Source organism: Nonomuraea glycinis (assembly GCF_035920485.1).
GTDB classification, from domain to species: domain Bacteria; phylum Actinomycetota; class Actinomycetes; order Streptosporangiales; family Streptosporangiaceae; genus Nonomuraea; species Nonomuraea glycinis.
The window spans coordinates 2630571-2650616 of the sequence record NZ_CP109166.1 but is presented as its reverse complement, the minus strand read 5'-3'; the positions used below and the strand labels follow the sequence as shown (position 1 = coordinate 2650616).

The following is a 20046-nucleotide window of genomic DNA, read 5'->3' as shown; positions in this document are numbered from 1 at the left end:
GGTTAAAGACTTGGTACGGCTGGCGCGTGTCATGTGCCGTTCGTGCCCATGAACCGGTTATCACGGCAAAGTGATCCCGCGCATCCTAACCGTCAGCCTCCTCGCACTCGGGGCGATCTGCCTCACCGGGTGCTCGCAGGATGGACCGTCCCAGCAACAGCAGCAGCTCAAGCCGCTCACGCTCAAGGAGCAGGCGTCGAACGTCGTCAAGTCGGCCGACGGATACGCCGTGAACTGGGCCGGAGTGCTCGCCAACGTCAATCCGTGGCACTTCGGCGAGCACGTGGTGGCCACCATCGTCGGCCGTGACGCCGCCGGGAAGGAGGTGGTGCGGATGGACCAGCCGCTGGACGCCGTGCCGCCCGGCGGGTCGCTGGCCTTCACGGGCGAGGCCAGGGCCGGCCAGAAGCCGGTCAAGGTGACGATCGACTACCGGCCCGCGCAGTGGCGGCCGGCCGCCCGCATCGCCTCGGCCTTCCGGTCGTTCCCGGTGTCGCGGGTGCAGACGCTGCCGCAGAAGGATGGCTCGTACCTGGTCACGGGCTATGTCGGCAACCCGTACCGGCTGCCCGCGAGCAGCCTGGTGGTGAACGCGCTGCTGCGGGACAAGACGGGCAAGCTGCTCGGCGGCGGGAGCACGTTCGTGGACGACGTGAAGGCGGGCAGCCCGCCCCGGTTCATCCTGACCGTCCCGGAGCTGCCCAAGGGGAGCTCGGTGGCCAGGACCGAGGTGAACGCCCGGACCTGGGGCTCGACCGGCCGGCCCTTCGAGGACCTGGCGCTCGGCGGCGCGGTGCCCATGCACACGATCAAACCGACCACCCCACCGTTCCAGACAGACCGAGGAAGTCAGGCCTTCTCCGGTCGGGAGCAGTAAATCTCCGAAATAAGCCAATAAATCAGGTATCGGCATGCTGTTTTCCAGCTATCCGCGTACAAAGCGAGAAGCGTTTTATGGCCTCGGAGTGACAAGGTACGGCTATCGCGCGGAAACGGTAGAACTGCAAGTTACTAATCCATTACCTTCAGTGACATGAATGACCGCGTCCTGGTCGAAGCGCTGCGCGCGGGCGACCCGGGTGCCCTCACCGCGCTGTACGACACGCACGCCGAGGGCATCTACCGATACTGCTGGTTCCTTCTGCACAACACCGACAGCGCTCAGGTGGCGCTGCGGGACGTGCTGATCGCGGCGGAGGCGCACGCCGCCTCGCTGGCCGATCCCGGCATGCTGCGGCCCTGGCTCTACGCGCTGGCCCGCGGCGAGTGCATGCGCCGGCGGATCGCCCTGCCCCGGGACGCGGAGGAGACACTCGACGGTCCGGAGCCGGGCGCCGCCGACCTGCGCCTGATGGCCCGCAACGCGGTGCGCGGCCTGGCCCCGGCCGACGGCGAGGTGCTCGACCTGGTGGCCCGGCACGGGCTGACCACCAAGCAGCTCGCGCCCGTGCTCGGCCTTGCCCTGCACGAGGTGGTGGAGCTCTACGACGAAGCCCGCGACCGGCTGCGCGACGGGATCACCGCGGAGATCCTGGCCAGGAAGGGCCCGTACGACTGCCCGCAGCGGGCCCGCATCCTGACCGGCTTCGCGGGCGAGCTGACCGACGACCTGCGCCGGCGGCTCGTCGAGCACCTCCCGATCTGCGAGACCTGCGCCCCGCACCTGAGCCGCCAGGTGTCGGCGGCCAAGGTGTTCGAGCTGCTGCCCCAGGTCACGCTGCCGGAGGCGACCAGGGTCCGGGTGCTGAGCTGCATCGTCGACCCGGAGCTGTTCCTCTATCGGCGCTATGTGGCCAGGAGGTCGGAGGCCCTCGACGCCGCCGGATTTCCCCTTGCCGGCGGACGGCGGCCTCGCATGTGGCCTCGCGCGCTGGCGGGCGCGGTGGCGGCGGTCGCGACCATGGTGGCGATAGGGCTGATCTTCGGCTTCTTCGGCAAGGAGGTCGACGGCGGCGTGCCGGGCGTCGCCACGGTGGCCTTCCCGCCGGCGGGCGAGCCGCCGGGCATCACGCTTCCCTGGCAGGCGCGGGTGCAACCGGAGCGCGACAGCGTCGAACCGCTCCTCGACACTACGTCCACCCGCCCGCTCGCGACGACGCCGGTGAGAGTCGTGACCACGAGCGCGCTGCCCTCGCTGCTCGTCCCGGTCGACGACGGGCGGCCGTCCCCGACCCGCAGCACCCAGGCGGCCGACCCGACCCTGCGGCCGACCGAGCCGACGCGCAGGCCGGTCCCGACCCCCTGCCCGACGCCCAGCCTGCCGCCCACCCCGATCGTCAGCCCGGCGCCCCCGCCCACCCGGCCGCCCACCCGGCCGCCACCTCCGCCGCCCACGTTCTCGCCGCCCGAGACCGTCGTCCCGACGGTGGTGCCCAGCCACACGCCGCCCACCTCGACGGTCCCCCCTGATTCGGAGCCGAAGTAACGTTACGGAAGGTAACAGTAGGGAACTGTGTGCATAGAGTGACTAGGGGGACTCTATGCAGGTCAGGGCCGGTTTTCTGGTCGCTTGTCTCATCGTCGTGCTGTGCCCGCCGGTCTACGCCGAGCCCGGGCCGTCGTCGCGTGACATCGCCAAGGCGCGGCAGGCCGTACACCATCGGTCGAGACAGCTGGGCATCGCGGCCGCTCGGCTGGCCGAGGCGCAGGGGCGGCTGGACCGGCTGTCGGCCGAGGCGGAGCGGCTGGTGGAGGCCTACAACGGCGAGCTCGTCCAGCTGAGGCGGGCCGAGGAGGAGCGGCTGCGGGCCGACGCGCGCGCCGCCGCCGCGGTGGCCGAGGTCGAGATCGCCCGGCAGCCGGTGGCGTTGCTGGCCGCGCAGGCGTACGGCGGGATGAGCCTGGACAATGAGCTCGTCATGCTGCTCAGCGACAGCGGCGACACCGACGGCCAGCTGCACCGGATGAGCGTGATCCAGCAGTTCGGCCGCGAGCGCGCCGCCCTCCTCGATCGGCTGCGCGACGCGGAGGAGGTCGCCACGATCCTGCGCGTGCACGCGGCCGGGGCCGAGGCCGCGCAGGAGGCGGCCGCGGCGCGCGCCGACCGGGCCAGGAGCACCGCCGAGGCCGCGGTGGCCAGGCAGCGGCGCGACACCCGGGCGCTACGGGTCGACAGGAACCAGATGCGGCGGCGGGTGGCCGCGGCGCGCACCCGGGTGGACCTGCTGGCCAGGCGGCGGGCGGCGGCGCTGGACCACATCGGGCTGGGCGTCTCGGCGAGCGGCTCGGCCAACGGCGACGTGGCCGCCAACTGGGCGCTGACCCAGCTCGGCAAGCCCTACCTGTGGGCGGCGGACGGGCCGTCGAGCTATGACTGCTCGGGCCTGACCATGCGGGCATGGGAGCAGGCCGGCGTGCGGATGGACCACTGGACGGGCACCCAGTGGACCTCCGGCCCGCACGTCCCGCTCGACCAGCTCCGCCGTGGCGACCTGTTGTTCTTCGGCTACGACAAGAACGACCCCGCGACCATCCACCACGTCGGCATGTACGTCGGGCGCGACCTCATGGTGCACGCCCCGCAGACCGGCGACGTGGTACGGGTCGCCTCGATGTGGCGGGGGGACCTGGTGGGCGCCACCAGGCCCCGCTGACTCAGTGGTTGAAGCCCTCGTCCTTGGCCCGCTGGAAGGACCGCTCGATCTCCGCCTGGGCCTCCAGCCGGCCGACCCAGTTGGCGCCCTCGACCGACTTGCCCGGCTCCAGGTCCTTGTAGACCTCGAAGAAGTGCTGGATCTCCAGCCGGTCGAACTCCGGCACGTGGTGAATGTCCTGAATGTGGGCCATGCGGGGGTCGGTGGCGGGCACGCAGAGGACCTTGTCGTCGCCGCCCTTCTCGTCGGTCATCCGGAACATGCCGACCGCCCGGCAGGTGATGTAGCAGCCGGGGAACGTCGGCTCCTGGAGCAGCACCAGCGCGTCGAGCGGGTCGCCGTCCTCACCCAGCGTGTGCTCGATGAAGCCGTAGTCGGCGGGGTACTGCGTGGAGGTGAACAACAGCCGGTCCAGCCTGATTTTGCCGGTCTCGTGGTCCACTTCGTATTTGTTCCGTTGTCCCTTGGGAATCTCAACGACAACGTCGAACTCCACCGCGGTTCCTCCACTCGCACCCCCGGGCACTCCCGGTCGGGCGTTAATGTCTCGTAGGCGAACACCAGGAAAGAGGTCAGGCGACGTGGTACGGCACGAGCGACTGGTGATGCTGGCCACTCTCGCCATGCTGCAGGTCGTGACCGTCGTCACCGGCGTCTACGCGATGAACAACGACCTCGACCTGAGCGCGCTGTCATCACCGACCGAACCGACCGCGTCTCCTGAAGGGGATCCCCCCGCCCCCGTGGTCACCGCGGGGCCTGTGCTGGCCCAGCTGCCGGTGAGATCAGGAGACGGACCTCTCCCGACCAAGGGTACTTTGACGCGACAGCTCACCGATGCCCTGGGTGACAAAGCGCTGGGCAGCCGGGTGGGAGCCGTCGTTCTCGACGCGGTCACCGGTGAGCGGATCTTCGCCGCCAACGCGGACGCGGGCATCGTCCCCGCCTCCACCACCAAGATCGCCACGTGCGTGGCGGCGCTCGCCTCGCTCGGCCCCGACGTCCGCCTGTCCACCCGCGTGGTGCAGGGCGCCACCGCCGACTCGATCGTCCTGGTCGGCGGCGGCGACCCGACCCTGGCCGGCCCGTCGGCCAAGGCGAAGCCCTACCCAGAGCAGGCGTCGCTCGCCGCGCTCGCCTCCCGCGCCGCCACGGCGCTCAAGGCGCGGGGTGTCACCAAGGTCACGCTCTCCTACGACGACTCCCTGTTCACCGGCTCGCCGATCGCCCCCGGCTGGAAGGCCGGCTACATCCCCGACGGGGAGGTGGCGCCCGTCCACGCGCTGGCCATGGACGAGGGCAGGCAGCACCCGGCCCACCGCCAGCCGCGGGTGTCCGACCCGCCCAAGTACGCCGCCGCCGCCTTCGCCAAGCTGCTGCGCAGGTACGGCGTCGCCACGGCCAGGACGATCCGCCCGGCCAAGGCGGCCCCTGCGGCGCCCGAACTCGGCAAGGTCGAATCGGCCCCCGTCTACGCCCTCGTCGAGCGCACGCTGACCCTCAGCGACAACGACCTGGCCGAGGCCCTGGCCCGGCACGTGGCCATCAAGGAAGGCCGGCCGGCCACCTTCCAGGGCGCCACCACGGCCATGATCCAGGTGCTCCAGCGGCTCGGCGTGGCCAAGGGCGTCGAGGTCCACGACGGCAGCGGCCTGTCCATCCGTAACCGGATCAGCGCCGCCGCGATGGCCACACTGATCAGCACCGCCGGCTCGCCCACCCAGCCCGGCCTGCACGCGGTCGCCTCCGGCATGCCCATCGCGGGCTTCTCCGGCACCCTCGGCAACGGCAGGCGCTTCACCGGCGGCGACAGCAAGGGCCAGGTCGGGCTGGTCAGGGCTAAGACGGGCACCCTCAACAACGTCAACACCCTGGCCGGCCTCGCCACCACCAAGGACGGCAGACTCGTCACCTTCGCTTTCATGGCCGACCGGGTCCCGGCCTACGCCGAGCCCACCCTCGACAGACTGGCGGCCATCGTCGCCCGCTCATGAGGGCGCGCCGCCGCGTGTCCGACGGCGATCGCGGCCCGGCCGAGATCGCTTCGCCTCCGGACACCGGCGCCCTTTCGCGGGCTGAGCGACGAGCACGTACGGTGGACGGTATGCAGGTGATCGACTGGGATCTGGCCGTCACGACCGGCACGCGCCTTGTGCGCCCCGGTCCTCAAGTGAGTCGCGAGGAGGCCAGGCAGGCCGTCGCCGAGCTCCGCACGCTGTCGCGCGAGGCCGAAGGGCATGTGCGCGAATTCACCAGAATTCACACCGAGACCGCGCCACAGGTGGCGACCATCGTCGACCGGCCCGGCTGGATCAAGGCCAACGTCGAGGGCTTCCGGGTCGTGCTGGAGCCGCTCACCCAGCGGGTGAGCAGTTCCGCCAACCCGCCGCCGGCCATCGTCAGCGCCGTCGGCTCCCGGATCACCGGCGTCGAGGTGGGCGCGGTGCTGGCCTTCCTCGCCACCCGGGTGCTCGGCCAGTACGAGCTGTTCCTGCCGCCGGACCCGACGGGTCGCGAACCGGCCGGCCGGCTCACGCTCGTCGCGCCCAACATCGTCAACGCCGAGCGTGAGCTCAACGTCAACCCGCACGACTTCCGCCTGTGGGTCTGCCTGCACGAGGAGACGCACCGGGTGCAGTTCACCGGCGTCTCGTGGCTGCGCGAGTACGTCCGCTCGCAGATGACCGAGTTCCTGCTGGCCTCCGACCTGGACCTGCCGACCCTGGTGGACCGCCTGCGCGGTGCCGCCGACACGGTGGCCGACGTGGTCAGGGGCGGCGAGGGCAACCTCATCGACGTCATCCAGTCGCCGCACCAGAAGGAGATCCTGGACCGCCTGACGGCCGTCATGACGCTCGTGGAGGGCCACGGCGACTTCGTGATGGACGCGGTCGGCCCGTCCGTGGTCCCGTCGGTGGCGCAGATCCGGGCCAAGTTCGCCCAGCGCCGCGAGGGCGGCTCCAAGCTCGATCGCACCATCCGCCGCCTGCTGGGCATCGACCTCAAGATGAAGCAGTACGCCGAGGGTGCGGCCTTCGTCCGCAAGGTCGTGGGCCAGGCGGGCATGGACGGCTTCAACCGCGTCTGGACCTCTCCTAACACCCTGCCCACTCCCGCCGAGATCTCGGACCCGGACGCCTGGGTCCGCCGCGTCATCGGCACCCCCGCCCTCCCCAACTGACCCACGGGCCGACCTCCCCTCCTTGACCGCAGGGAGGGGAGAGATCTGCTTCCGGGTCCCCGGGCCGGAGATCCCCGACCTCCGGGGGGAGGGGATTCGTCCTTCCCGGGTGCTGGGCCGGGGAGAATGGCGGGTGTGGGACCACATCCGGCCGTGGCCGACGTCCGCAGGGCGGTGCGCGAGGCCCTCGCGGACATCGGCGAGGGCCGGTTGGTGCTCGCCGCCTGCAGCGGCGGGGCCGACTCGCTCGCCCTGGCCGCCGCGCTCGGGTTCGTCGCCCCCCGCAGAGGGCTGCGGGCCGGGCTGCTCAGCGTGGATCACGGGCTGCAGCCGGGCTCGGCCGCGCGCGCAACCGAGGTCGCCGCGCTCGCGCCGGCGCTCGGGCTGGGGTTCGGCGAGGTGCTCACCGTCACCGTCGGTACGGCCGGCGGCCCGGAAGCCGCGGCCCGGGACGCCAGATATCAGGCGCTGGCCGCGGCGGCCGACCGGCTGGGCGCCGACGCGGTCCTGCTCGGTCACACGCGCGACGACCAGGCCGAGACTGTGCTGCTGGGGCTGGCCAGAGGCAGCGGCCTGAGATCCCTGTCGGGGATGGCCCCGGCCGCAGGCCGCTACCGAAGGCCGCTCCTGGACCTGCCCAGGAACGTCACGGTCGCCGCCTGCCGGGCGCTGGACCTCGCCTTCTGGGACGACCCGCACAACGCCGACCCCCGCTACACCCGCGTCCGCGTACGGTCCCGGGTGCTGCCCGTGCTGGAGCAGGAGCTCGGGCCAGGGGTGGCCGAGGCGCTCGCCAGGACCTCGAAGCTCGCCAGGGACGACGCCGACGCACTCGACGAGTGGGCCGGAACGGTCTTCCGCGATTGCGCTCTAAGCGATACCGAGGGGCAGGTGACGCTGGCCGTACAGGGGCTGGAGAGGGCTCCGGGGGCGGTGCGGCGGCGGGTGCTGCGGCGGGCCGCGATCGCGGCGGGCGCGCCGTCCGGCGCGCTGTCAGCGGCGCACGTGCTGGCCGTGGAGCGCCTGATCACCCACTGGCACGGGCAGAAGGCCCTGGACCTACCCGGTGGTCTGGCGGCCGTGCGGCGATATGGCACTCTGATACTCGCCATCAGTCCTATCGCGTAAGGAACCAACAGGTGGACTCTGCCGACATGGGCAACGACCTCGAGAAAGTCCTCATCCCCGAGGACGAGCTCCAGGCCCGGATCAAAGAGCTGGCAGGCCGGATCGACGAGGACTACAACGGCAAGGAGCTCCTGCTCGTAGGCGTGCTCAAGGGTGCCGTCATGGTGATGGCCGACCTGGCCAGGGCCCTGCACGTGCCGGTGCAGATGGACTGGATGGCGGTGTCGTCCTACGGCGCGGGCACCAAGTCGTCCGGCGTCGTGCGGGTGCTCAAGGACCTGGACACCGACATCCTGGACCGGCACGTCCTGATCGTCGAGGACATCATCGACTCCGGGCTGACCCTGCACTGGCTGCTGGAGAACCTCAAGTCGCGCAACCCGGCCTCCCTGGAGATCTGCGCCGCGCTGCGCAAGCCCGACGCCATCAAGGTGCCGATGGAGGTCAAGTACGTCGGTTTCGACATCCCCAGCGAGTTCGTGATCGGCTACGGGCTCGACTATGCCGAGCGTTACCGGAACCTTCCGTTCATCGGGACCCTCGCGCCACACGTTTACAGATAGAGATCTTCGCGGCGCGGGGAACACCGCACACCTTGACGTACGTTGGTAGGGCAAGGCCGGTGTAGCGGGCGGTGCCTCCGCGCGCTTCTCCGGTGTACCTTCTGACTCCGGGAGGGTGACCCAGTGTCCCCTTCGGGTAGTCATGAAGTCGCGGCGTCGGATGTCGCGGCCCCGGGGACCACCCGGGGTTCCAGGCCATGGTCAGGAAGGGACGGGCCCGCAAGGGGTTCCGCATCGGATGGATCTCAAGCGATTTACACGTGGGCCACTGCTGTGGATCCTGGGCATCGTCGTGCTGCTCCTGCTCGTCACCCAGCTCTGGAGCGGCGGCGGCAACTTCAAGCAGGCCGACACGTCAACGGTGCTCCAGCAGATCCGCACCGGAAACGTCAGCAACGCCAAGATCATCGACAAAGAGCAGCGCATCGAGGTGACGCTGCACAAGGCGATCACGATCGGCGGGAGTGACACCCCGACCAAGACGATCCAGTCTGACTGGGTCACCGGCTACGGCAGCAAGCTGACCGACGAGCTGCAGGCGCAGGTCGACGCCAAGAAGACCGACAGTTTCGCCACCGACGTGCCCCAGGAGAGCTTCCTGGTCAGCCTGCTGGTGAGCTTCCTCCCCATCGTCATCATCGTGCTGATCTTCCTGTTCATCATGAACCAGATGCAGGGTGGCGGCTCGCGGGTCATGCAGTTCGGCAAGTCCAAGGCCAAGCTGATCAGCAAGGACACCCCGAAGACCACCTTCTCCGACGTCGCGGGCGCGGACGAGGCCATCGAGGAGCTCCAGGAGATCAAGGAGTTCCTGCAGGCCCCGGCCAAGTTCCAGGCGATCGGCGCGAAGATCCCCAAGGGCGTGCTGCTGTACGGCCCGCCCGGCACCGGCAAGACCCTGCTGGCCCGCGCGGTCGCGGGCGAGGCCGGGGTGCCCTTCTACTCGATCTCCGGCTCGGACTTCGTCGAGATGTTCGTCGGCGTCGGCGCCTCCCGGGTGCGCGACCTGTTCGAGCAGGCGAAGGCCAACGCGCCGGCGATCATCTTCATCGACGAGATCGACGCCGTCGGCCGCCACCGCGGCGCCGGCCTGGGCGGCGGTCACGACGAGCGCGAGCAGACCCTCAACCAGCTGCTGGTCGAGATGGACGGCTTCGACGTCAAGGGCGGCGTGATCCTCATCGCCGCCACCAACCGGCCCGACATCCTGGACCCGGCGCTGCTGCGTCCCGGCCGGTTCGACCGGCAGGTCACCGTCGACCGTCCCGACCTTGAGGGCCGTAAGGGCATCCTCAAGGTGCACGGTCGCGGCAAGCCGTTCGCGCCGGACGTCGACCTCGACGTCATCGCCCGCCGGACCCCCGGGTTCACGGGCGCCGACCTGGCCAACGTGATCAACGAGGCGGCGCTGCTCACCGCGCGCGCCGACCAGAAGCTGATCACGATGGAGCTGCTCGAGGAGTCGATCGACCGTGTCATGGCAGGGCCCGAGCGCAAGACGCGGGTCATGTCGGACAAGGAGAAGAAGATGATCGCCTATCACGAGGGCGGTCACGCACTGGTGGCGCACGCGCTGCCCAATTCCGACCCGGTGCACAAGATCACGATCCTGTCCCGCGGCCGCGCCCTCGGTTACACGATGACGCTGCCGATGGAGGACAAGTTCCTGGCCACCAGGTCGGAGATGATGGACCAGCTCGCGATGCTGCTCGGCGGCCGCGCGGCGGAGGAGCTCGTCTTCCACGAGCCCACCACCGGCGCCTCCAACGACATCGAGAAGGCCACGGCCGTCGCCCGCCGCATGGTGACCGAGTACGGCATGAGCGAGCAGCTCGGCGCCCGTAAGTTCGGCACCGGCAACGCCGAGGTCTTCCTGGGCCGCGAGATGGGCCACGAGCGCGACTACTCCGAGAAGATCGCTTCGACGATCGACGAGGAGGTCCGCCGGATGATCGAGACGGCGCACGACCAGGCGTGGGACATCCTGGTCGAATACCGCGACGTGCTCGACAACCTCGTGCTCGAGCTCATGGAGAAGGAGACGCTCTCCCGCCAGCAGGTGGTCGACATCTTCGCCTCCGTGGTGGTCCGGGAGCACCGGCCGTCCTACGCGGGATACGGCAAGCGGCTCCCTTCTGACCGGCCGCCGATCCTGACCCCGAAGGAGCAGTCCGGCAACGGCTCGCTCACCACGGGTCACCAGGACGCGCTGCCCTCTGGAGACAGTGCGTGAAAGCGCACAACGTAGATTCGGGACGGATCGAGAAGGCCGTCCGCGAGATCCTCTACGCCATCGGCGAGGATCCCGACCGTGACGGCCTTCTCGAGACTCCTTCCCGGGTGGCTCGCGCTTACGCCGAGCAGTTCTCCGGCCTCGGCCTGATCCCCGAGGACGTGCTCACCAAGGTCTTCGACGTCGACCACGACGAGATGATCCTGGTGAAGGACATCGAGGTCTACTCGACCTGCGAGCACCACCTGGTCCCCTTCTACGGCGTCGCCCACGTCGGCTACATCCCCAACGAGCAGGGCCAGGTGACGGGGCTGTCCAAGCTGGCCCGCCTGGTCGACGTGTTCGCCCGGCGGCCCCAGGTCCAGGAGCGGATGACCTCGCAGATCGCCGACGGGATGATGCGGGTGCTGGAGCCGCGCGGCGTGATCGTGGTGATCGAGGCCGAGCACTTGTGCATGACCATGCGCGGTGTCCGCAAGCCGGGCGCCAAGACCGTCACTTCCGCAGTCCGTGGCGACTTCCGTACCAGTGACAAGACCCGCGCCGAGGCGATGGCGCTGATCCTGGGACGCTGACGGCTGGCCCCCCGCCGCCTCGGCCGGCCGAGGCGCAGACCGCTCTCCTGCCGGCTGTTCCGGGCCTCGCGGGCCCGGCCCGGCCGCGTCACGAGGGTGATCACGTACGTGATCCGGATGCGTCGCAAGCGCGCAGGGATCGTTATTTACAACTGGGGACCCGCGATATCACCGGGTATGGTCGAGCGCCTAGGCTTGGGCACATGACTAGGGTGCCGGGGCTGGGCGACGAGGACCGGTGCCTCGTCATGGGCGTGGTCAACGTGACGCCCGACTCGTTCTCCGACGGCGGTCTCTGGTTCGACGAGGAGGCGGCCATCCGGCACGGGTTCGGACTGGTCGCCGAGGGAGCCGACATCGTCGATGTGGGCGGTGAGTCGACCAGGCCGGGAGCCGCCAGGGTGTCCCTGGAGGAGGAGCTCGCCCGGGTGGTGCCCGTGATCAGGGCGCTCAGCGCGGCGGGCGTGGCCGTCAGCGTCGACACGATGCGGGCCGAGGTGGCCCTGGCGTCGGTCGAGGCGGGGGCGAGGCTGGTCAATGACGTGAGCGGCGGGTTGGCCGACCCCGAGATGCCCCGCGTGGTGGCCGCCACCGGCGTGTCCTATGTGGTGATGCACTGGCGGGGCCACAGCGAGGACATGGAGCGGCGCGCCGTCTACCACGACGTGGTGACCGAGGTGCGCGAGGAGTTGGCCAAGCGGGTCGACCTCGTGCTGGCCGAGGGGGTCTCCGAGGAGCAGATCGTGCTCGACCCCGGGCTGGGCTTCGCCAAGAACGCCGCCCACAACTGGGAGCTGCTCGCCTCCCTCCCGCGCCTGGCCGAGCTGGGCTATCCGTTGCTCATCGGAGCTTCGCGCAAAAGATTCCTCGGACGGCTGCTCGCCGACGCCGAGGGCACGCCGCGCCCGTTCAGCCACAGTGACGACGCCACGCTGGCGGTGACCGCGCTGGCCGCCCGTGAGGGCGCCTGGTGTGTGCGGGTGCACCACGTAGGTCCCAATGCCGATGCCGTCCGCGTGGCCGCAGCATGGAAGAGAGCCGGAGCCAACACATGAGCGTCGACACTGCCGCGATCGAGACGGTCAACCAGGATTTCTACACCGCCATCGAGGACGCCGACCTCGACAAGATGACCGAGGTCTGGGCGGAGGACACCGCCGACGAGCAGGTGAGCTGCGTCCATCCGGGCTGGACCCTGCTGGCGGGCAGGTCGGAGGTGCTGCGGTCGTGGGCGCTGATCATGGCCAACACGACCTACATCCAGTTCGTGCTCACCGACGTCAGCACCACGGTGCTGGGCGACGTGGCCGTCCTGACCTGCGTCGAGAACATACTGACCGCGGGCGAGGAGGGTGAGTCCAGCTTCGCCGCGGGCAAGGTGGTGGCCAGCAACGTCTATGTCCGCACCGCGCAGGGCTGGCGGCTGTGGATGCACCATGGTTCGCCGGTGTTGCAGAGTGACGACGACGAGGAGGAGGAAGACGAGCTTGAGCGCTGACCGGATCGTGCTGAGGGGCCTGCGGGCCCGGGGGAGACACGGTGTGCTCGCCGCCGAGCGGGAGCTCGGCCAGGAGTTCATCATCGACGCGACCTTGTTCCTCGACACCGGGCCCGCCGCCGCCGGCGACGATCTGACCAGGACCGTCGACTACGGCGAGCTCGCCCAGGCGCTGGTCAAGGTGGTGGAGGGTGAGCCGGTCGAGTTGATCGAGACGCTCGCGGAGCGCTTGGCCGAGGTCTGCCTGGGCAGTGAGATCGTCGAGTCGGTCGAGGTGAGCGTGCACAAGCCGGCCGCACCGATCCCGTTGCCGTTCGACGACGTGGTGGTGACCATCGAGCGGAGCCGTCCATGAAGGCAATCCTGTCCCTGGGAAGCAACCTGGGCCGACGTTTCGACACCCTGCAGGGCGCCATCGACACCTTGTTCGACGCACCCGGCCTGGCCTTCGTCAGGGCTTCCCCCGTCTACGAGACCGACCCGGTCGGCGGTCCTGAGGGGCAGCGGCCGTTCCTCAACGCGATCGTCGTCGCGGAGACCACGCTGCCGCCGCAGACGCTGCTGGAGCGGGCGCAGGGCGTCGAGAACGCCTTCGGGCGGGTCCGTGCCGAGCGCTGGGGGCCGCGCACGCTCGACATCGACTTGATCGTGGTGGGCGACACCGTCTGCGACGAGCCCGACCTGACGCTCCCGCACCCGCTGGCGCACGAGCGCGCGTTCGTGCTCGTGCCGTGGTTCGAGGTCGACCCCGAGGGTGAGGTGCCCGGCCGGGGCAGGATCGCGGAGTTGCTCGCGGGCCTGGACCCGCAGGGCGTCCGGCTGCGGGCCGAGCTGAAACTGCAGGAGCCCGATTGAGGCCCACCCGCCCGGGTGTCCTCGTCGGCATCGTCGTCGTCGTCGCGCTGGCCGCCTGGCTGCTCGTCCGGTTGATCTACACCGACCTGGTGATCCTGCCGTGGACCGCGGTTCCCACCGTGCTGCTGCTGGCGATCGGCGAGGCCTACAGCGGCTGGATGATCAAGGCCAGGATCGACCGCAAGCCCGGCACGAAGCCGGTGGAGCCGCTGGCCGTGGCCCGGATGGCGGCCCTGGCCAAGGCCTCCGCCTACGGCGGCGCGATGTTCGCGGGCCTGTTCGCCGGCTTCGCCCTGCACACGCTGCAGCTGTTCGCCAAGGAGACGCCGCGCGTGGAGTTCTTCATCGCGACCGGCTCGTTCCTGTCGTGCGTGGCACTGATCGCCGCCGCCCTCTTCCTGGAGTACGCCTGCCGCATCCCCAAGGACTCCGAGGATCAGAGCCCCAAGTAGTGGCTCACCTCGTTCTTCAACGTTTGTCCTGCAATTGTTCGGCGGGGGTGCGGCGGCGGCCGAAGAGGTAGATGACCGGGAGGGTGCAGATCAGGGGGCCGATGATGGCGATGGGGCGTTCCAGCCACCACCACAGGTCCGGCGGCACCTGGGGGGTCAGGGAGCCGAACAGCCACCAGGACAGGCCGATGGCGATGGCCATGCCGGTGGTGTGGAAGAGGAACAGCGGCAGAGCGAACCGGTTGATGACGTCGTTGACGTGGCTCCAGCCGGGCTTGACGAGCACCCGCTCCATCGACGGCCGCAGCACCTCGACCAGGCCGATCTGGAAGATGAGCAGGGCCACGATGACGAAGGTCGGCGGGGCCATGTTGGACCATTTGTCGCCCGGGACGCCCACCATGGAGCCGGGGTAGATGCCCGAGTAGACCAGGCCGACCAGCGCGAACAGGCCCGTCCACAGCACGCCCACGTCATAGCGCCTCGGCAGCGCGACCAACCGGTCGTAGAAGAACCCGGCCTGGTGCGCCAGCCCCCAGACGATGAGCATGTTGAGCCAGCCGATCCACTCCACGTCGTAACGGAAGCGGATCACGTCGACGACCAGGGCGGCTCCGCCGAGCCAGACGAGCGTCAGCACGTCGTACTCGCGGTGCAGGTAGAGCGCGACGGGCAGGAGCGCGATCAGCACGAGGTAGACGGCGAGGAACCAGAGCGGGCTGAGCACGAGCAGCACCACCCGCCCCATCCACTCCACGTCGAACGCCCAGGTGACGAGCGCGCCGATGGCGATCCACACGCCGGACAGGCCCAGCGCCGGGATGGCCAGCGCGCGGATGCGCCGCCAGACGAACGCGCCGATGCCGGTGCCGCGCCGCTTGGCGCGGTCCCAGGACAGCAGGTGTACGTGCCCGCCGACGTAGAAGAACAGCGGCAGCACCTGCAGCAGCCAGGTGAGGATCCATAAGCCCGAGGTGAAGCCCAGCGGGCTGGTCGGCTCGGGCACGCCGTCCTTCCACTGCAGGATGGTGAAGGCCCAGTGCCAGACGACGACCACGATGAGGCTGAGCGCGCGCAGCCAGTCGACGTACTTGTCGCGTTCGACGGTGGTGGGGGAGCTCACTTGTCGATGTCACCCACTACGAAGAACATCGAGCCGAGGATCGCCACCATGTCGGCCACCAGGTGTCCGGGCAGCATCTCGCGCAGCACCTGGATGTTGCTGTAGGAGGCCGAGCGGAGCTTCAGCCGCCAGGGGGTCTTGTCGCCCTTGGACACCAGGTAATAGCCGTTGATGCCGAGAGGGTTCTCCGTCCATGCGTAGGTGTGGCCTTCAGGGACCTTGAGCACCTTGGGCAGGCGCTGGTTGATGGGTCCGAGGGGCAGCGAGCGCAGCCGGTCCACGCAGGCGTCGGCCAGGTCGAGCGAGACCTTGAGCTGTTCGAGCAGCACCTCGAAGCGGGCGTGGCAGTCGCCGGCGCTCCGGGTGACGACCTTGATGGGCAGCTCGGGGTAGGCCAGGTAGGGATCGTCGCGCCGCAGGTCGAAGTCGACGCCGGAGGCGCGGGCGACGGGGCCGCTGACGCCGTACTGCATGATCTGCTCGTGGGAGAGCACGCCGACGCCTCTGGTGCGGGCGTTGAAGATCTCGTTGTTGAGGATGAGGTTCTCGATGTCGGGGACGCGGCGCCTGGTCTCGGCGGTGGCCTCGGCGACCCGGTCCAGCCAGCCGAGCGGCAGGTCCTCCTTGAGACCGCCGACCCTGTTGAACATGTAGTGCATGCGCCCGCCGGAGATCTCCTCCATCACCGCCTGGATGCGCTCGCGCTCGCTGAAGGCGTAGAAGACGGGGGTGATGGCGCCCAGCTCCAGGGGGTAGGAGCCGAGGAACATCAGGTGGTTGAGCACCCGGTTGAGCTCGGCCAGCAGGGTGCGCGCCCACACGGCCCGGACCGGGGGCTCCATGCCGAGCATGCGCTCGACGGCGATGACCACGCCCAGCTCGTTGGCGAAGGCCGACAGCCAGTCGTGCCGGTTGGCCAGGACCAGAATCTGCCGGTAGTCGCGGACCTCGAACAGTTTCTCCGCGCCCCGGTGCATATAGCCGATGATCGGCTCGGCGGTGGAGATGCGCTCACCGTCGAGGGTGAGGCGGAGCCGGAGCACGCCGTGCGTCGAGGGGTGCTGCGGGCCGATGTTGAGGATCATGTCCTCGGTGGCCAGCTCTTTCGCGCCCACTCCGATTCCCACTACGCGTTCCGTCATATAGGCAATGCTGCCACCGGGTGCGGTGGTGATCCAGCGCTGGGGCAGGTCAAGGAACGGTATGCGGGTGCATCCCCGAGCCGGACAGGGGGAGTAATACCGGAAACGGGGGGAGAAATCATCATGAAAAGGGCTGTGTACGATATCGCCGCCCTGATCGTCAGGGTGGTTGTCGGAGTGATCTTCGTTGCCCATGGATGGCAGAAGTGGCAGAGCGGCCTGGGCACCACCTCCGCGGGGTTCGCCCAGATGGGGGTGCCGCAGCCGCAGCTCGCCGCCGCGTTCAGCACGATCGGTGAGACCGTCGGCGGTGCGCTGCTGATCATCGGGCTGCTGGTGCGGCCCGCGGCGCTGGTGCTGCTGATCGGCATGGTCGGGGCGATCATGTTCGGCCACTGGGGCAAGGGGATCTTCGTTCAGGAGGGTGGCTGGGAGCTGCCCGCCGCGCTGGGCTCGGTCGCGCTGCTGTTCCTGGCGCTGGGGGGCGGCAGGCTCGGCCTTGACGGGATCATCCACGGCAGCTATCGGAGACGCGCACGGCAGCGCGCCGCCGAGAAGGCCTCGGCCGGCCGGCCCGCGCCGGGCCACCGCGAGGACACCCTGCCGATCCACCGGGACGAGCAGCCCGGCTACCGGGAGGGTACCCAGCCCGGTTACCGGGAGGAGCCGCCCAACCCTGGTGGGTACGGAGACACCCGGTCCGGCTACCAGGAGGAACGACCGCAGTCCGGTGATCGGGAGGACACCCAGCCCGGTTACCGGGAGGACACGGGGCGGGGCCCTCAGGGCGAGACCCGGCACACCGTGCCCAGGCAGCCGTCCGGACACCGGTCCGACGCCCTGAGCCCGGAGGACATGCGGGATCTCGACGCGTTGATCGGTGACGAGCACCGCAGACCCAAGCCGCCCAACCGCTGACCCGTCAGCGGGCGGCAAGCTCCCGCAGGGCCTCTGACCCGTCAGTGGGGGGCAAGCTCCCGCTGTTGACCCGTCAGCGGGCCGCGAGGGCCCGCAGGGCCTCGATGAGACGGTCGACGTGCTCCTGGGTGGAGCCGATGCCGATCGAGGCTCGTACGGCCGAGGCGGTGTCGTCCTCGCAGCCGCCGTCGGCGGTGCCGAGCAGGTGCCGGACGAACGGGTGCGCGCAGAACTTGCCGTCCCGCACCCCGATCCCGTACTCGCCGGACAGCAGCTCGGCGACCTCGCGGGCGGAGTGCCCGTCGACGGTGAAGGAGACGATGCCCACCCGCGGGTGGGCGGGTCCCCACAGGGACAGCTCCCGTACGCCCGCGATCGAGGCCAGGCCCGCGCGCAGCCGGGCGATCAGCCGCTCCTCCTCCTTGACCAGCGCCGTCCAGCCGGTGGCGGTGAGGGCGTCGCAGGCGGCGGCGAGCGCGATGGCGCCCAGCACGTTCGGGGTGCCGGCCTCGTGCCGGGGCTCGGGGTCCTCGTGCCAGTCCGTGCCCTCGTCCGCGTGCCCGACCGCGCGCACGGCGCCGCCGCCCTTGAGGTACGGCTCGCCGCCCGCCAGCCAGTCACGGCGGCCCAGCAGCACTCCGGCGCCGAAGGGGGCGTACAGCTTGTGCCCGGAGAAGGCCACGTAGTCCAGGTCGAGCGCGGTCAGGTTGATCGGCCGGTGCGGCACGAGCTGGGCGGCGTCGACCAGGATGCGGGCGCCGTGCCGGTGCGCGATGTGGGCCAGGGCCGCGATCGGCCACAGCTCGCCGGTGACGTTGGAGGCGGCGGTGACGACGAGCAGCTTGGGCCCGTCGATCCCGGCCAGCGCCTCGTCCGCCGCGCGCACCGCCTCGCCGGGGAAGGCCGGGGGAGCTAGCCGTACGGCCTGCTTCCAGGGCAGCAGCGAGGCGTGGTGCTCGGTGTCGAAGACGACCACGGTGGTGCCGTCGGGCAGGCAGCGGGCCAGCAGGTTGGTGGCGTCGGTGGTGTTGCGGGTGAAGATGACGGCGTCGTCGGGCCGGGCGCCGGCGAAGGCTCGTACGGTGTGGCGCGCCTGCTCGTAGCGGGCGGTGGTGAGCTGGGAGGCGTACCCCGCGCCGCGGTGCACGCTGGAGTAGGCCGGGAGCGCGGCGGCGACGGCCGCGCTGACCGGCTCCAGACAAGGGGCGCTGGCGGCGTAGTCGAGGTTGGCGTAGCCGACCAGCTTGCCGCCCTTGACAGGCACCTCAAGGTCGGCGCCGAGCACGGCGGGGATGGGCCGGCCCTGAGGGACGGTGGTTACGGCGGCCTGGTCCTGCTGCTCGGGAACGCTGGTGAAGATCGTCAACGTGGACACGGCGAAACTCCTCGGGTCATCGGACCCCTGGAGACCACGGAGCCCGCGCTTGCCCGCCACACCTCGTGACGGACCAGGTCCTCACCCGGGGCACCCCGCCGCGGACGCGAGGGTTGCCGGCCAGCGAGCCGGGGCTTGACGCTGGCACTCATGACCTACGTCAGGCACTATAACCGACGCCTGCCCGTGGATTGCAACCATCTAAGATGCACTTGTGCGCTTTGATCCCTGGAATCCCGATTTCGTGGCCAACCCTTACGGGGTCTACGCCGAGCTGAGGCAGCAGGCTCCGGTCAGCTTCTTCGAGCCGACGGGTCAGTGGCTGATCGCCCGCCACGCCGACGTGAACGCCCTGCTCAGGGACCGCCGCCTGGGCAGGTCCTACCTGCACGTGGCCACGCACGAGGAGTTCGGCAAGGAGGCGGAGCCGGAGTTCCAGGAGCCGTTCTGGCGGGTGGTCAGGGCGGGCATGCTCGACGTCGAGCCGCCGGTGCACACCCGGCTGCGTCGTCTGGTCTCCAGGGCGTTCACCCCGCGCATGGTGGAGTCGCTGCGCCCCCGCGTGCGCGCCATCGCGGGCGGCCTGGTGGACGCGTTCGTCGAGCAGGGCGGCGGCGACCTCATCGCCGAGGTGGCCGAGCCCCTCCCGGTGACGGTGATCGCGGAGATGCTCGGCATCCCCGACGCCGACCGCCCCCTGCTGCGCCCCTGGTCGGCCGACATCTGCGGGATGTACGAGCTCAACCCGGCCCCCGAGGCGCAGCACACGGCCGTCCGGGCGGCGTCGGAGTTCGCCGGCTACCTCAAGGAGCTGGCCCGTGAGCGCGCGGCCCGGCCCGGCGACGACCTGATCAGCGCGCTCGCCCAGATCGACGAGCTCACCCTGGACGAGCTGGTCGGCACCTGCGTGCTGCTGCTCAACGCGGGCCACGAGGCCACGGTGAACGTGACGGGCAACGGCTGGTGGTCCCTGTTCAGGAACCCGGCCGAGCTCGCCCGCCTGCGCGAGGATCGCGGGCTGCTGCCGTCGGCGATCGAGGAGCTGATGCGGTGGGACACGCCGCTGCAGATGTTCGAGCGCTGGGTGCTGGAGGACATCGAGGTCGGCGGGGTCGTCATCCCGCGTGGCGTGGAGGTCGCGCTGCTGTTCGGCTCGGCCAACCGGGACCCGGAGGTGTTCGACGACCCGGACCGGCTCGACGTGGGCCGGGCGGACAATCCGCACATCTCCTTCGGCGCGGGCATCCACTTCTGCCTGGGGGCGCCGCTGGCCAGGATCGAGCTGATCGAGTCGTTCGGCGCGCTGATGGACCGGGCGCCGGAGCTGGAGCTCGTCAGGGAGCCGGTGTGGAAGCCCGGCTACGTGATCCGCGGCCTGGAGTCGCTCGACGTCAGGGTCGCCTGAGGGGA

At 70.2% G+C, this 20046-nt stretch carries 20 protein-coding genes and 1 riboswitch; of the genes, 16 read left to right on the top strand and 4 right to left on the bottom strand.

From position 1 onward, the window contains the following. Positions 1–70: 70 nt before the first annotated feature. The 3 genes from OHA68_RS12170 (at position 71) to OHA68_RS12160 (ending at position 3593) form a co-directional block, all read left to right on the top strand. On the top strand, positions 71–877 hold the full coding sequence (locus OHA68_RS12170) for a hypothetical protein (protein ID WP_327107731.1): 807 nt from the start codon (positions 71–73) through the stop codon (positions 875–877). Between the two features lie 156 nt (positions 878–1033). Next, a complete protein-coding gene (locus OHA68_RS12165; RefSeq protein ID WP_327107730.1) occupies positions 1034–2425 on the top strand; it encodes a hypothetical protein in 1392 nt (463 codons plus the stop codon). Between the two features lie 55 nt (positions 2426–2480). Then, the gene (locus OHA68_RS12160) at positions 2481–3593 is read left to right on the top strand and encodes a C40 family peptidase (RefSeq protein ID WP_327107729.1); all 1113 of its coding nucleotides are present in this window, start codon (positions 2481–2483) and stop codon (positions 3591–3593) included. 1 nt (position 3594) lies between these two features. On the opposite strand, the gene OHA68_RS12155 is transcribed toward OHA68_RS12160, so the two are convergent. Next, on the bottom strand, positions 3595–4089 hold the full coding sequence (locus tag OHA68_RS12155; RefSeq protein ID WP_189137772.1) for an inorganic diphosphatase: 495 nt from the start codon (positions 4087–4089) through the stop codon (positions 3595–3597). 85 nt (positions 4090–4174) lie between these two features. Between OHA68_RS12155 and dacB the strand changes: the two genes are divergently transcribed. The 11 genes from dacB to OHA68_RS12100 all read left to right on the top strand — a co-directional run bounded on the left by dacB (position 4175) and on the right by OHA68_RS12100 (position 14078). Next, positions 4175–5587, top strand: a complete 1413-nt coding sequence (dacB, locus tag OHA68_RS12150) for a D-alanyl-D-alanine carboxypeptidase/D-alanyl-D-alanine endopeptidase (RefSeq protein WP_327107728.1) — start codon at positions 4175–4177, stop codon at positions 5585–5587. Positions 5588–5697: 110 nt separating this feature from the next. Next, positions 5698–6774 (top strand): zinc-dependent metalloprotease, encoded by a 1077-nt coding sequence (locus tag OHA68_RS12145; protein WP_189137774.1) that lies wholly within the window; start codon positions 5698–5700, stop codon positions 6772–6774. Positions 6775–6900: 126 nt separating this feature from the next. Continuing rightward, positions 6901–7902 (top strand): tRNA lysidine(34) synthetase TilS, encoded by a 1002-nt coding sequence (gene tilS, locus OHA68_RS12140; protein WP_327107727.1) that lies wholly within the window; start codon positions 6901–6903, stop codon positions 7900–7902. Positions 7903–7913: 11 nt separating this feature from the next. Further along, positions 7914–8465, top strand: a complete 552-nt coding sequence (hpt, locus tag OHA68_RS12135; RefSeq protein ID WP_327107726.1) for a hypoxanthine phosphoribosyltransferase — start codon at positions 7914–7916, stop codon at positions 8463–8465. A 238-nt stretch (positions 8466–8703) separates the two neighbouring features. After that, complete coding sequence (gene ftsH, locus OHA68_RS12130; protein ID WP_327107725.1) at positions 8704–10698, top strand: ATP-dependent zinc metalloprotease FtsH; 1995 nt, start codon at positions 8704–8706, stop codon at positions 10696–10698. After that, entirely contained in the window at positions 10695–11273 is a 579-nt protein-coding gene (gene folE, locus OHA68_RS12125) for a GTP cyclohydrolase I FolE (protein ID WP_189137778.1), read from the top strand. The genes ftsH and folE overlap by 4 nt, the downstream gene beginning before the upstream one ends. Positions 11274–11476: 203 nt before the next feature. Next, positions 11477–12328 carry a dihydropteroate synthase gene (gene folP / locus OHA68_RS12120; RefSeq protein ID WP_327107724.1) on the top strand — a complete coding sequence of 284 codons (852 nt, stop codon included), beginning with the start codon at positions 11477–11479 and terminating at the stop codon, positions 12326–12328. Next, the gene (locus OHA68_RS12115; RefSeq protein ID WP_189137779.1) at positions 12325–12771 is read left to right on the top strand and encodes a nuclear transport factor 2 family protein; all 447 of its coding nucleotides are present in this window, start codon (positions 12325–12327) and stop codon (positions 12769–12771) included. Before folP ends, OHA68_RS12115 begins: the two co-directional genes overlap by 4 nt. After that, positions 12761–13126, top strand: coding sequence for a dihydroneopterin aldolase (folB, locus tag OHA68_RS12110; protein WP_327107723.1), 366 nt, complete (start codon positions 12761–12763; stop codon positions 13124–13126). Before OHA68_RS12115 ends, folB begins: the two co-directional genes overlap by 11 nt. Further along, a complete protein-coding gene (gene folK / locus OHA68_RS12105) occupies positions 13123–13626 on the top strand; it encodes a 2-amino-4-hydroxy-6-hydroxymethyldihydropteridine diphosphokinase (protein ID WP_327107722.1) in 504 nt (167 codons plus the stop codon). The genes folB and folK overlap by 4 nt, the downstream gene beginning before the upstream one ends. Then, positions 13623–14078 (top strand): DUF3180 domain-containing protein, encoded by a 456-nt coding sequence (locus OHA68_RS12100; RefSeq protein WP_327107721.1) that lies wholly within the window; start codon positions 13623–13625, stop codon positions 14076–14078. Before folK ends, OHA68_RS12100 begins: the two co-directional genes overlap by 4 nt. Positions 14079–14094: 16 nt before the next feature. Here OHA68_RS12100 and OHA68_RS12095 read toward each other — a convergent pair whose 3' ends face one another. Next, positions 14095–15201: an acyltransferase family protein gene (locus tag OHA68_RS12095; RefSeq protein WP_327107720.1), complete on the bottom strand. Its 1107-nt coding sequence runs from the start codon at positions 15199–15201 to the stop codon at positions 14095–14097. After that, the gene (locus tag OHA68_RS12090; RefSeq protein ID WP_327107719.1) at positions 15198–16343 is read right to left on the bottom strand and encodes an NADH-quinone oxidoreductase subunit D; all 1146 of its coding nucleotides are present in this window, start codon (positions 16341–16343) and stop codon (positions 15198–15200) included. The genes OHA68_RS12095 and OHA68_RS12090 overlap by 4 nt, the downstream gene beginning before the upstream one ends. 123 nt (positions 16344–16466) lie before the next feature. Between OHA68_RS12090 and OHA68_RS12085 the strand changes: the two genes are divergently transcribed. Beyond that, a complete protein-coding gene (locus tag OHA68_RS12085) occupies positions 16467–17261 on the top strand; it encodes a DoxX family protein (RefSeq protein ID WP_327107718.1) in 795 nt (264 codons plus the stop codon). Between the two features lie 73 nt (positions 17262–17334). Here the strand turns inward: OHA68_RS12085 and OHA68_RS12080 are convergent, their stop codons facing one another. Continuing rightward, the gene (locus OHA68_RS12080) at positions 17335–18636 is read right to left on the bottom strand and encodes an aminotransferase class V-fold PLP-dependent enzyme (RefSeq protein ID WP_407674435.1); all 1302 of its coding nucleotides are present in this window, start codon (positions 18634–18636) and stop codon (positions 17335–17337) included. A gap of 40 nt (positions 18637–18676) precedes the next feature. Next, a riboswitch (SAM riboswitch) is annotated at positions 18677–18792 on the bottom strand. Between the two features lie 58 nt (positions 18793–18850). Here OHA68_RS12080 and OHA68_RS12075 point away from each other — a divergent pair. After that, on the top strand, positions 18851–20041 hold the full coding sequence (locus OHA68_RS12075) for a cytochrome P450 (protein ID WP_327107717.1): 1191 nt from the start codon (positions 18851–18853) through the stop codon (positions 20039–20041). The last annotated feature ends 5 nt before the right edge of the window (positions 20042–20046 follow it).

Bases quoted from the DNA above. Each gene is read 5' to 3' on its own strand.
- OHA68_RS12165 (WP_327107730.1), top strand. From the start codon at position 1,034: ATGAATGACCGCGTCCTGGTCGAAGCGCTGCGCGCGGGCGACCCGGGT.
- folK (WP_327107722.1), top strand. From the start codon at position 13,123: ATGAAGGCAATCCTGTCCCTGGGAAGCAACCTGGGCCGACGTTTCGAC.
- OHA68_RS12115 (WP_189137779.1), top strand. From the start codon at position 12,325: ATGAGCGTCGACACTGCCGCGATCGAGACGGTCAACCAGGATTTCTAC.
- OHA68_RS12085 (WP_327107718.1), top strand. From the start codon at position 16,467: ATGAAAAGGGCTGTGTACGATATCGCCGCCCTGATCGTCAGGGTGGTT.
- tilS (WP_327107727.1), top strand. From the start codon at position 6,901: ATGGCGGGTGTGGGACCACATCCGGCCGTGGCCGACGTCCGCAGGGCG.
- OHA68_RS12090 (WP_327107719.1), bottom strand. From the start codon at position 16,343: ATGACGGAACGCGTAGTGGGAATCGGAGTGGGCGCGAAAGAGCTGGCC.
- folP (WP_327107724.1), top strand. From the start codon at position 11,477: ATGACTAGGGTGCCGGGGCTGGGCGACGAGGACCGGTGCCTCGTCATG.
- OHA68_RS12145 (WP_189137774.1), top strand. From the start codon at position 5,698: ATGCAGGTGATCGACTGGGATCTGGCCGTCACGACCGGCACGCGCCTT.
- ftsH (WP_327107725.1), top strand. From the start codon at position 8,704: ATGGATCTCAAGCGATTTACACGTGGGCCACTGCTGTGGATCCTGGGC.
- OHA68_RS12160 (WP_327107729.1), top strand. From the start codon at position 2,481: ATGCAGGTCAGGGCCGGTTTTCTGGTCGCTTGTCTCATCGTCGTGCTG.